Below are 12,278 nucleotides of genomic sequence, written 5' to 3' on the forward strand. Positions count from 1 at the left end.
ATGCAATGACGAGGACGCTGTGATCACACGTTTTCCAGAGAGGCAGCCCCGGTGCTGAAAGGCTGCCAGAACAACGATCATGGAAATCACCTTTGAGCAGGGTTTCTGAGCCAGCTGGTTAGGAAACCACGGGAAACCGTTATCTTTATTGAGTGGGCAGGCTCCCTTATAAGGGCGGAGTCTGTCAATCTGGGTGGTACCGCGGAGTTTAGCGCTTCGTCCCTGCGTGTTGCAGGGGCGGAGCTTTTTTAATGCTCAATAATCCTGCGAAATAAAAATCAAAATAACATAACCAAATAAGGAGGCACTATGGCTGTATTTAAAAATTTATCCAATGAATGTGTCAGTGAAACTGAAAATAAAATCGCCAGCCGCTGGGAAGAGATGGATATCTTAGACAGAACCATCAAAAACCGGGACGACGCAGAAAATTTTGTATTTTATGAGGGGCCGCCGACGGCCAATGGAAAACCGGGGATCCATCATGTGATCGCCCGTACCTTAAAAGACTCTGTCTGTAAATATCAGACCATGAAGGGATACCGGGTACTGCGTAAAGCCGGCTGGGATACCCACGGTCTGCCGGTTGAGATCGAGGTCGAAAAGCAGCTGGGCATCAGCAGCAAGCCAGAAATCGAAGCCTACGGCATCGCCGAGTTCAATAAGAAATGTAAGGACTCCGTCTTCAGCTATGAAAAACAATGGCGTGAAATGAGCAAGCGCATGGGCTATTTCATTGACCTGGAAAATCCCTACATCACCCTGGATAACAACTATATCGAATCTGTCTGGTGGATTCTGAATAAATTCTTTAACGAGGGCTTTATCTACGAGGGGCATAAAATCCTGCCTTACTGTCCGCGCTGTGGTACCGGTCTGGCATCCCACGAGGTCGCTCAGGGCTATCAGGAGATCAAGACCAATACCGTTGTCGCTGCTTTCAAGCGCGCCGATGCCAACGAGTACTTCCTGGTCTGGACCACCACCCCGTGGACACTGGCCGCGAATGTCGCGCTGGCTGTTAATCCGGAAGCAGACTACATTAAGGCAAGAAGTAAGGGTGAGGTCTATATCTGCGCCAAAGTGCTGGCGCCGAAGCTGCTGGGCGATGACTACGAGATCATCGAGGAAATGAAGGGTAAAGCGCTTGAGAATATTCCCTATGAACGTCTCATGGATTTTGTGCCCGTACCCCCAAATAAAAAGGCATTCTTTGTCACCTGTGCCGATTATGTCACCACTGAGGACGGTACCGGCGTGGTCCACATCGCTCCGGCTTTTGGGGAGGACGACTACCAGGTCGGACGTAAATACAACCTGCCTGTTCTCCAGCCTGTGGGCGAAGACGGCAAATATACCGAAACCCCGTGGAAGGGCCGCTTTGTCATGGAAGACGGCCTGGATATTGAGATCATTACCTGGTTAAAAGAAAACGGCAAGCTGTTCAAAAAAGAAAAGGTGCTTCACAACTACCCACACTGCTGGCGCTGTAAGACACCGCTCTTATACTACGCGAAACCAAGCTGGTACATCGAAATGACTAAGATCAAGGACCGCCTCATTGAAAATAACAATGGTGTGGACTGGTATCCCGAATTTGTGGGCGAAAAGCGCTTTGGCAACTGGCTGGAAAACCTCAACGACTGGGCGATCTCAAGAAGCCGTTACTGGGGAACGCCGCTGCCCATCTGGCGCTGTGACGATGAAAACTGCGGCGAGCTGGCATCTGTCGGCTCCAGAGCTGAGCTGGCCGAAAGAGCCATTGAGGACATCAGTGAGGACATCGAGCTTCACCGCCCCTACGTGGACGACGTCCATCTGAGATGTCCGAAGTGTGGAAAGCCCATGACCCGGGTCAAGGACGTCATTGACTGCTGGTTTGATTCCGGCTCCATGCCCTTTGCCCAGTACCACTACCCCTTTGAAAACAAGGAGCTTTGGGAAAGCCAGTATCCGGCTGATTTCATCTGCGAGGGCATTGACCAGACCCGTGGATGGTTCTATTCCCTGCTGGCCATCTCCTCCTTTGTGACGGAAAAATCACCCTATAAAAAGGTTCTTGTCAATGATTTGATCCTCGACGCGGAGGGACAAAAGATGTCCAAATCCAGAGGCAACACCGTAGATCCCTTTGAGCTCTTTGACCAATACGGCGCCGACGCTCTCCGTTGGTACCTGCTTTATGTATCCCCAGCCTGGACGCCGACCCGCTTCGACGTGGAGGGCTTAAAGGAAGTACAGAGTAAATTCTTTAATACACTGAAGAACACCTATAACTTCTTCACTCTGTACGCCAACACCGACGGCATCGACCCGAGAACCTTCTTTGTGGATTATCATAAGCGCCCGGAAATCGACCGCTGGATTCTGTCCAAGTACAACCGTCTGGTGCAGGAAGTTCGCGGCGAAATGGAAATCTACGACTTGACCAAGGCCGTCCGCAAGATCCAGAATTTTGTCAATGAGGATCTGTCCAACTGGTATATCCGCCGCAACCGCCGCCGTTTCTGGGGCAGTGAGCTGACAGAGGACAAAAAAGCGGTGTTCAACACCACCTTCGAGGTTTTGGAAGGTCTGGCAAGACTCGTCGCGCCGTTCGCGCCCTATATCAGCGAAGAAATCTACACTAAGCTGACCGGCGCCGAATCCGTCCATCTGGCGGATTACCCGGCCGTGAATGAAGACCTGATCGACGAGGCTGTGGAAGAACCCATGGACCTTGTACGCGATCTGGTAAGCCTTGGCCGGAGCGCCCGTGAGGAAGCGCAGATCAAGGTGCGTCAGCCGCTTTCAGAGATCATCATCGACGGCAAGTACAAGGATATCCTGGGCGACCTGACCAAGCTGATGGAGGAAGAGCTGAACATCAAAAAAGTCGACTTTGAGGAAAATCTGGGCGACTTCATGAATTATACCTTAAAACCAAATTTCAAGGTAGCGGGACCGATTCTCGGCAAAAATGTCAAGCTGCTGGGCAAAGCCCTGGCTGGTGTCAACCCTGCTGAAGTCGTGGCGAAGCTGGACGCCGGAGAAGTCTACCCGGTGGAAATCGACGACCAAACCATTGAGCTGACCAAGGACTTTGTGGATATCCGTATCGCGGCCAAGGAAGGCTTTAATGTACAGACCGCCAACAATAAGTTCATCATTCTCGACACCACTCTGAATGAGGACCTCATCAATGAGGGCTACGCCCGCGAATGTGTGTCCCGTATCCAGCAGCTGCGTAAAGGAAACGGCTTCGAGGTCAACGACCATATTGACATCACTTACCAGGCCGACGCAGAAGTCAGCGCCGCCATCGAAGCCTTTGCCAATTTCATCAAAAAAGAAACCCTGGCGGAGTCCATCACCAAGGGAGAAGGCAATCTGGAAGCCTGCACTCTCAACGGGCATGAGGCAGCCTTCGGGGTTGAGAAAGTTAAATAAAGGTTAGGACTAAAACCGCCGGAACACTGTTCATATAGTGTTCCGGCTTTGTTTTTTATAATAATCAAACATAATTCTTAAAATAAATATTTTTACAAAATGCTAAAAACAGTATAAGAATGCGGGATAAGCGATAAGGTGAGGATAAAACAAGAAGAAAAGAAGGATTATCCATAACTTTTAGCGAATGTGATAACATTTACTTTTCGTAAACAGAGTGCTATAATATTAAATTAATACAGAACCTGTTTGAGGGGAGACAAACACTTGGATGTTAAGAAAAAATATACTGAGAATTCTGGATGGGACTGGTTTTTAAAAACCTCTGTAGTTTGGATTTTAGTCATCCTTTTTTTCGCTTTCCTGGCATACCGCTATGTCAGCACCATGTTGCCCGGGGACACACAGGGGACATTTACGGATATCCTGTTGAAAATCACGGTTTTAGTCATTGTTATCGGGCTTTTTCTCAATTTCTTTATTCTACAGAACTATTACATTGCTATTTCACGCATTATTGGAATACTGGATGAAAACAACAGCAGCCCTGTGGATGATTATTATACGACACAGAATCCCGCGGGTCATATTTTCCAGACCTTTGATCAATTTTATAAAGAGTACGATACCTATAAGAGTAAAGTCGAGCAACAGAAAGATATCCTATTTGAAAATTTTCTGATCCGTCTGCTAAAGGGGCATATTCAGAATGAGGCCATCTACTACCAGCTCATGGAGGAATATGATTTTGATATCCGCAGCCATGAATTTGTTTTGGTGCTCTTTGACGTAGTTTCCGACGAGAACCAGATCGAGGACGAAAAGCTAAACTATATTTATGCTTTTATCCGGGAAAATTTTTCTTCCTATATGAAACGCATTTACCAGTGTTATGGCACTGAAATTGACGGCCGTATCGCCTGTTTTATTTTATCCGATGTGGCATCACTCGACACCACAGTCTCATCTATCGAGATCGAGCGTATGGTCAAACTCATGCGGGACAATATCTGGCATGAGTTTAATTATGATCTCTGGGTCTGTGTCAGTGGTGTCCACCGGGGAATCCCCGGCTGCAAAACTGCCTATTTTCAAACAGTAGAAACATTGCAGAAGGCCCGCCTGACGGGAAGTGACACACATATTCTCTTTTACACAGACTACATGGCCGGACAGCCCTATAAAGGCAACGAACAGCTGTGGTTTAAATATGAGCATCATTTTATCAATGCCATCAACGCCGGGGACTATGAGGAGGCCTCGAAAATTTTCAATAAGCTTTTAAAAAATGATTACATCACAGGGGCTTCATCGCTTAACCTGGCGCGTTTCCGGCTGTTCGGGCTGCTGAATTCCATGATCAACGCATTGGGGGAGGTCCGTCTATCCCTGGACGTGGAATTTTTTGATCAGCTGGATGCCCAGCGGCTTTTGCTGGAATGTAAATCCCTGCCAGAACTGGAGGCTGTATCTCAGGAGATCTTTGAAAAGATCAACCAGTATTCTGCGGGAGATCTGGTATCAGCCGCAGACAGCAAGATGCAGCGGGTGAGCGCGTACCTTAAAAGCCATTATCAGGACTCGAACCTGAACGCTGTGGCTGTGGCCGAGGAATTTAATATGAATCCCTCCTATTTTTCCAGAAGCTTTAAAAAAGCCATGGGCACACGGTTCAGCGATTATCTGTCAAGGCTGAGGATACAGGAGGCCTGCCGTCTTTTACGGGAGTCGGACCGGACAATCACAGATATCGCTGAGCAGGTAGGGTACAATAACGCCCTGACACTGACCCGGACTTTTAAAAAGATTGAGGGCACAACGCCCGGGCAGTATAGACAGAGCAATCATATTTAAAAAGGAATGCAATTATGAAAAATGATAACCTCGTTGGCTATAAACAAAATATCATCCGATGTAATCTGGGCTTCCGCTATGCCCTGATCTGCGGCACCTGTTGGGGGATGGCCTATATCCTCATCACCTCGGTCATGAAAATACACCAGAGTGACAGCTATTCCATGACAATGCTGCCCACCGTGCTGGCCACCGCGACCACTTTTATGGTGACGGCCATCAACCTGGTGTGGATCGGTTCACAGCATAAGTTTAAGGAATTTCTTCGGTGCCTGCATTCTCCGTCGGTTATCAGTAAGGTGGCATTGGCGGCTCTGGCAGGCGGGATCGCGGCCTTTTGCACCTACATTCTCGCCTTGTCCGACACGGTTTTTTCGACTATTGCGGTGCTGTTTTATCCTGTGCTCACAGCCGCTATCGCGCGCAAATGGTATAAAGAGATTATCAGCTGGCAGTGTGCCCTGGGAATCCTTGTTATCCTGGTATGCTCCAGTCTGATCTATCTGCCCAACCTTTTTGCAGAGAGCAGCAATTCACTCATGTTGTCCCTGTTTGGGATCGCGGCCGGCATTGGCTGGGGAGTAGAGGCAGCCATTGTTGGAAAGCTCTGTGAGACCTCAGACTCGGATGTGTGTCTGGGGATACGTTTCTGCTTTGAGAGTCTGCTCTGGCTGATGGTGTGTCTGTTCCTGCTGTTTACAGGATCACCGATCCTCGCTGCTTTTAAGGCCTGCTTCCAGAGTCAGAGCGCATGGATGATCCTGGGCATCGGGATTTTTCTGGCTGTCAATTATATTAACTGGTATCGGAGTATTGTCTTTATCGGGGCCTGCAGGGGGCCGGCGGTCAGCAATCTTTCCGGCTTTATTCTGCTGGTGCTCAGTATGGTTTTTTTCATGGACACGCCGGACTGGTACACTATTTTGGCGGCCTCAGGCTCCCTGATAGGGGTGGTCATTGTTTATATGGACTGCGCCAACTCGGACGGCCTGCCGCTGCTGCGCCAGAAAAACACGGTCAGCTCTCTGGTAGAAAGGGAGAAAAACGTGAAACGCCCGCCGGCTAAAATTGCCATTCTGGAGCATCTGGAGGACGCCCAGAAGCTATGGGACTATGAAATTGCAGATTATATTGAAGCCTATGAAAAAAACTATACCACTGAGTACAGGGAGCTGGTGAGAGAATGGACTGTGGAAATGCGTGCCATGGGCCTGATCGAAATCGTCCAGGAAACCGTCGATAACGGTGAGCATTTTCAGCGTGGAAAACGGCTCTGCCAGTATCGGCTGGTAAAAAAAGAGGAATAGAAAAAACCCGCCGCAGGGGAGCCCGCGGCGGGTTTTTATTTTTTATTTAAAGGCTTTTCTGAAAGCTTCCTCGTTGGCCTCGAGCCATTTCAGACAGGCCACAAAGTGCTGGGTGTAGAAAAGGTACTCGTAGGGGTCCAGGGTGGAGTCGTAAACACAGGCAGAGCTGCACCAGCCCAAATCGTAGAGGGCCCCTTGTATGGTTACCTCGTAGAGATACTTTTTCTCAATGGCTGTCAGAGGCTCAATGCCGCCGGCTTTATGGAGTTCTTCGTCGTAAGTTTTTACGAACAGGGACGCTCGGCCCAGGTTAATGATGCCATTGGTATCAGAGAGCCAGGAGGAGAAGCAGTAGTGGATGGCCAGACCCAGCTCGAACAGACGGGAGTCGATTTTTGCCATATCATAGTCAAAGCTGCCGCAGACCTCGCCGTTGTCCAGGTATTTAAAGTTGCCGGGGTGGAAGTCGCAGTGGCAGACGTTGGAAACCATGGTATTATAATCGGCGTCTGGAATCACTGAGCGTTCGCACATTTTGGCAAAGTAGTCGTAGTTGGCGTCATAGTATTCAGTATAAACATTTTCAAAGCCTGCTTCGGCGTAGCTTTTGCGGTATTCCTTCAGGGTTTTCGGGAATTTCCTGATGATTTCATTCACGGTGATGTCCTCATTGTCCATGATGTTGTCTCCGTGGCGCCCTTCGGGGTCAAATCCGCGGGTTGAGTTGTGGAATTCGGCCAGCGATTTTGCCGCTGAGGTGACAGTAAGATCGGCGACTCCAGCGTTGGCCCAATTGGGAATCCAGTCGTAGTGTGCTTTCCCGCCCACAAAGTTAAAAACAGCAAAATAGCTTTTGGTCTCGCCCTCAGTGGTGGTTTCCGTTACCTCGTGATAGGTTTTACCATCCTTGGCTGGGATGGGGACCGCACCATAGCTGAACCCGTTTTCCCTGGCGTACTTCAGCATACTGTGTTCAAAGAGCAGGGATTCCAGTTCCTTGCCGTTTTTGTATTTACGGACAAACCAGGTTTGTTTTTCACCGTTCTTTTCAGTATAGATACCAAAGGATGTGTTGATGTATCCGCCAAAGATCTGATATACGTCCAGCAATGTTCCGATATCATAGTAATTTTCCACAAGGTCCCTCAGCTGTGTGTACAGATAGGACTCACGCGTTTTGGCCAGAACGTCATCCAGATATTCCTGCATACCGGAGGCGGCGTTAAAAATGTTTAACAGCGCCTGGGCGTTTGCAGGGGGATAGTTCTTCATAATCTCGGTCTGCATTTCAATAAATTTTCCGTCTACCATTTTTTATTCCCCTTTTTATATTTATTGGGCAGCCCGTGTACAGGGCGCCCTGATCTGTTTTCAGGATAGCACAGTTTTTTTGAAATCGAAATCAGCAGTTTTTGATATTACGATCCTCCAGTGCAGAATGTCAAAATTTGATTTCAATGGAAATTTTTGAAGGTTTTCAGCCAGCACACCATCTTTTTTTGATCAGTGACCATAAAAAATTGAAAGAGGCATCAAAATTTGATTTTGGAGAAATATGCATGCAGATGTCAGAACCTGCGCGTTGTCAGCGGGGGTGAAAACAGGCTATGATAGAGCCATGAAACGAACGGGCCGTTCAGAAAAGCAAAAATTCAGGAGGAGTAATAAACATGATGAATTCAAAAATTGAAGTGCTGAGTCCAGAAGCAATGGACCGGGTACACGAAGCCAGTATGGAGATTCTGGCAAAAAAAGGGGTCATTTTTGAAAGCGAAAAGGCACGCGACCTTTTAAAAAAGGCCGGCTGCAAGGTAGAGGGCGAGATTGTTTTCTTTCCAAGGGCTCTGGTCGAGGCTTCTGTTAAACAGTGTCCCTCCACCTTTAAGCTTCAGGCCATGGACGATGCCAAAAGCGTCAATTGTGGCGCGCAGCTGTCGGTCCACCCGGCAGGGGGAGAGGTTTTCGTTTCAGATCTGAAACAGGGACGGCGGGCTCCTCTCTTGAAGGACTTTGCCAATATGCAGAAGGTTTACCATGCCTGTGAGAACATTCCCATTGCCGGCTACCAGCCCATGAGCCCGAGCGATGTTCCCCAGCGTTATAAAGGAATGTACATGACCTATGAATCCTTTAAACACTGTGACAAACCGCTTCTGGCGCCTATGGAACTGGACTCCATCGCCGAAAAGGAAGAAAACCTCCGGCTGTACGAGGTGGCCTTTGGGAAAGAGGGCTTTTGCCAAGATCACTATGTGACCTGGCATGCAGTCTGTCCAAATTCTCCGCTGTACTATTCCGAGTTTGCCTGCGAGGGCATCGAGGTTTACGCCGCCTGGAACCAGCCGGTTTCCATTGTATCTGCTCCTATGTCCGGCATCACCTCGCCGGTATTCCTGTATTCGACGGTGGCTCTCCAGAATGCTGAGCAATTGGCCGGTCTGGTATATGCCCAGCTGATCAAGCCCGGTGTTCCGGTTATCCTGTCCGCATCCCTGACCTACGGTAATCTCAAATACGCCTCATGGGAATGTGCAGCACCGGATACAGCCCTCATGCTCATCGCCGCCACACAGATGTACAAGGATTACTATCATCTGCCGGCAAGAGCCCAGACCGGTGTCACCAGTTCAAAGGCCATTGATTATCAGGCAGGGATGGAAACCATGCAGAGTTTTATCCTCACCGCATTGGCGGGCGTTACCTTAACCAGTCAGTCTGTGGGCACCCTGGAGAATCTGATGTGTACCTCTTTTGAAAAAACCGTTCTCGATGATGAACTCATCGGCCGTGTGCAGCATATATTAAAGGGAATGGAAACCACTGAGGAAACCCTGGCCCTTGATGAAATTTACGAAGCGGATTTCCGCGGCGATTTCATGACCAATGACAGTACGCTGGACTACTGCCATGATGATTGGCAGCCAACCGTCTCTGACTGGGAAAGTTATGAACAATGGGAAAAGAACGGAAGCCCAGACCTCATTGAGCAGGCCAGCAAACGCGTTCAGAAGATCTTAGATGAAGCGCCGGAGATGGTCGTTGACCCAGCGGTAGAGGCGGAAATGAAAAAATACATGAAGATGGTGGAAGCGCGCTAAGAGCAGCCCCCAAGAGAGGTGAATTATGTCATCGAACAAGAAAAAGGGAATCCTGTTTGGGGTGGCCTCCGGTCTGTCCTGGGGATTTTATACCGTGCTCCTGTACAATGTTTTAAACCTGTACGCGGGCAGCACCGGGACCGTTGATAATTTCCAGGGCTGGATTCTCATCATTACCACCGCACTGGTCATCGGTCTCTGCGACAGTGTTTTTGGACTGATCTTTGAGTGTTGCTACCTGATAAAAATTGGTGAGTTCAAGGATTACCTGAAGATATTATTCAGCAAAAGCTCTTTCGGTATTATTCCAGCAGCTTTGTTTTCCGGGCTGCTGGGCGCGATCCCGTACTCCATTGCCAGCAGTTACTCCACATCGGTGGCAGGCACTATTTCTGCCGCATTCCCGGCCATCGGGGCCATTGTGGCCGCCATCTGGTTTAAGGAAAAACTGACAAAACTAAAATTTTTCGGCATTATCCTGTGTATCGTGGGCACCGGCGTTATGTATGGGCTTTCCGGCGCGGGTGTTCCGATCTTTGTATACGGCATCGCTTTTATATGTGCGGTCGGCTATGCCATGGAAGGCTGCTTTGGTTATAACATGATGCGCGGAGATGTGTCCTCGACGGTATCGACGACCCTGAGAAGAACCTTCCTCCTGCTGTTATACCTGATCTTAATCATCATTATATCAATCGCTACCAATAACTTTGTATATGTGCTCAGCCTGGTTCAATCCTTTGACATGAACATGGCGATCCCGGCCTTTGCAGGTTTGGGCGGCGTCAAAATTGCAGTGTGGATCATTCTGTTCATTGGTTCCTGCCTGGGCGGGGTATCCTACATCACCTGGTACTACAGTATGGAATACAGCGGCGTTGCCACCGCTCAGGTGCTCAATATCACCTATGGCATCTGGATCGTCATTATCCTGATGTTCCCGCCATTTTTGGAAATGCCGGGACTCGGCACGATCCTGGGCGCGCTGGTGCTCTTTGGCGGTGCGGCTTTAGTCAGTAAGGAAAGTTAGATTTTAGAAAAGAGAAAGGAAAACGGATGATTATAATAGGAGAAAAAATTAACGGTTCCATTCCCGCAGTTGGAGAAGCCATCAAAAATCGTGATGGAGAAGAAATCAGGCACCGGGCCAGGATACAATCCGAGGCCAATGCCACCTTTATCGACTGCTGCGCCTCAGTGGCAGAAGAAAAAGAAGGTGAAACCCTGAAATGGATGATCGACCTGATTCAGGAGACAACCGACGTTCCTGTCTGTGTGGACAGCCCAAGCCCCCGGGCCTGTATTGAAGGCATGAAATACTGCAAAAAGCCGGGACTCATCAACTCTGTATCCATGGAAGGGGATAAAATCGACATGATTTTTCCCGTCATCGCCAACACTGAGTGGGAATGTGTGGCGCTGCTCTGTGACGACCGTGGCATCCCAGACACGACGCTGCGGCGCATGGAGGTCTTTCACAATATCATGGACAGAGCCGAGGCGTACAATATTGCCCCATCCAGGCTGCATATTGACCCGCTGGTGGTCACACTTTCCACCAGTGAGGACGCCCTGACCATGTTTGCACAGTGCTGCCGTCAGATCAAGGCGGAGTACCCGGAAATCCATATCACCAGCGGCCTCAGCAATATTTCTTTCGGGCTGCCGGGGAGAAAATACGTGAACCAGGCCTTTATGGTGCTGGCCATGGAGGCCGGCATGGACAGCGCCATTGTGGATCCGACCAACCGGGATATGATGGCCATGATCTACGCTGCCGACGCTCTGCTTGAAAATGATGAGTACTGCCTGGAATACATCGATGCCTTTAGAGAGGGCGTTATCGGATAAAATGGCCATAAGTATTCAGATAAATTGATTAATAAAAAGGGAGAATAAAAAATGAACGAAAATATTCAAAAAGTATCAGAAGCCATTGCAAAAGGAAAAAGAAAGCTGATCCAGGGAATTGTGCAGGAAGCCTTAGATGCCGGCTGTGATCCCATGGAAATTTTGAACACTGGGATGATCGGAGCCATGGACGCAATCGGCGAACGTTTTAAGACCGGTGAGGTCTATGTGCCCGAGATGCTCGTTGCCGCCAAAGCCATGAAACTCGGAGTAGAGGTCTTAAAGCCCCATCTGGCAAGCGGTGATGCCGCAAGCGGGGGAAAGGTCCTGATCTGCACTGTCCACGGCGATCTGCATGACATCGGCAAAAATCTTGTGTCCATGATGATCGAGAGCGCAGGCTTTGAAGTGACGGACCTTGGTGTGGATGTGCCAAAGGATAAAATTATCAAGACCCTTCAGGACAACCCGGACATTGAACTGGTGGCGCTGTCTGCCCTCCTGACCACCACCATGCCGTCGCTTGAAGAAACCGTGGCGGCCATCCGTGAAGAAGACAGCGTCAGCCATGTCAAAATTTTAATCGGCGGTGCGCCCATTACCGCTGACTTTGGCGAAGCTATCGGGGCAGACGCCTACGCTTCCGACGCCGCGTCTGCGGTGACCTCTGTTAAAGAGCTGATCGCTTAAACCATGTGTGTTCAATCATAATCCTTTCATAATCCAGAAAGCCCCGCGA

General features: G+C 49.2%; 7 protein-coding genes and 1 pseudogene. 7 read left to right on the forward strand and 1 reads right to left on the reverse strand.

From position 1 onward, the window contains the following. The first annotated feature begins 309 nt into the window (after positions 1-309). The 3 genes from ileS to FYJ53_RS09475 all read left to right on the forward strand — a co-directional run bounded on the left by ileS (position 310) and on the right by FYJ53_RS09475 (position 6,590). A complete protein-coding gene (ileS, locus tag FYJ53_RS09465; protein ID WP_148427772.1) occupies positions 310-3,429 on the forward strand; it encodes an isoleucine--tRNA ligase in 3,120 nt (1,039 codons plus the stop codon). A 267-nt stretch (positions 3,430-3,696) separates the two neighbouring features. Then, on the forward strand, positions 3,697-5,283 hold the full coding sequence (locus FYJ53_RS09470; protein ID WP_013378890.1) for a helix-turn-helix transcriptional regulator: 1,587 nt from the start codon (positions 3,697-3,699) through the stop codon (positions 5,281-5,283). A gap of 14 nt (positions 5,284-5,297) precedes the next feature. Beyond that, positions 5,298-6,590, forward strand: coding sequence for a DMT family transporter (locus tag FYJ53_RS09475; protein ID WP_070081132.1), 1,293 nt, complete (start codon positions 5,298-5,300; stop codon positions 6,588-6,590). A gap of 42 nt (positions 6,591-6,632) precedes the next feature. Here FYJ53_RS09475 and FYJ53_RS09480 read toward each other — a convergent pair whose 3' ends face one another. After that, positions 6,633-7,901 (reverse strand): phosphotransferase, encoded by a 1,269-nt coding sequence (locus FYJ53_RS09480; protein ID WP_013378892.1) that lies wholly within the window; start codon positions 7,899-7,901, stop codon positions 6,633-6,635. Between the two features lie 341 nt (positions 7,902-8,242). Here FYJ53_RS09480 and FYJ53_RS09485 point away from each other — a divergent pair. From FYJ53_RS09485 to FYJ53_RS09500, 4 genes and pseudogenes are all read left to right on the forward strand, one after another. Continuing rightward, positions 8,243-9,688: pseudogene (locus FYJ53_RS09485) on the forward strand (trimethylamine methyltransferase family protein); the annotation flags it as partial. A 25-nt stretch (positions 9,689-9,713) separates the two neighbouring features. Continuing rightward, complete coding sequence (locus FYJ53_RS09490) at positions 9,714-10,718, forward strand: hypothetical protein (RefSeq protein ID WP_148427768.1); 1,005 nt, start codon at positions 9,714-9,716, stop codon at positions 10,716-10,718. A gap of 26 nt (positions 10,719-10,744) precedes the next feature. Next, positions 10,745-11,539 carry a methyltetrahydrofolate cobalamin methyltransferase gene (locus FYJ53_RS09495; protein WP_073382670.1) on the forward strand — a complete coding sequence of 265 codons (795 nt, stop codon included), beginning with the start codon at positions 10,745-10,747 and terminating at the stop codon, positions 11,537-11,539. A gap of 51 nt (positions 11,540-11,590) precedes the next feature. After that, on the forward strand, positions 11,591-12,229 hold the full coding sequence (locus tag FYJ53_RS09500) for a B12-binding domain-containing protein (RefSeq protein ID WP_013378899.1): 639 nt from the start codon (positions 11,591-11,593) through the stop codon (positions 12,227-12,229). The last annotated feature ends 49 nt before the right edge of the window (positions 12,230-12,278 follow it).

The organism is Eubacterium sp. BL-380-WT-2B (assembly GCF_009696115.1).
Classification (GTDB): Bacteria; Bacillota; Clostridia; order Eubacteriales; family Eubacteriaceae; genus Eubacterium; species Eubacterium callanderi.

What these genes read in the sequence shown, in the direction of transcription:
- FYJ53_RS09500 (WP_013378899.1), top strand. Translation starts at nt 11,591, where the DNA reads ATGAACGAAAATATTCAAAAAGTATCAGAAGCCATTGCAAAAGGAAAA.
- ileS (WP_148427772.1), top strand. Translation starts at nt 310, where the DNA reads ATGGCTGTATTTAAAAATTTATCCAATGAATGTGTCAGTGAAACTGAA.
- FYJ53_RS09490 (WP_148427768.1), top strand. Translation starts at nt 9,714, where the DNA reads ATGTCATCGAACAAGAAAAAGGGAATCCTGTTTGGGGTGGCCTCCGGT.
- FYJ53_RS09480 (WP_013378892.1), bottom strand. Translation starts at nt 7,901, where the DNA reads ATGGTAGACGGAAAATTTATTGAAATGCAGACCGAGATTATGAAGAAC.
- FYJ53_RS09495 (WP_073382670.1), top strand. Translation starts at nt 10,745, where the DNA reads ATGATTATAATAGGAGAAAAAATTAACGGTTCCATTCCCGCAGTTGGA.
- FYJ53_RS09475 (WP_070081132.1), top strand. Translation starts at nt 5,298, where the DNA reads ATGAAAAATGATAACCTCGTTGGCTATAAACAAAATATCATCCGATGT.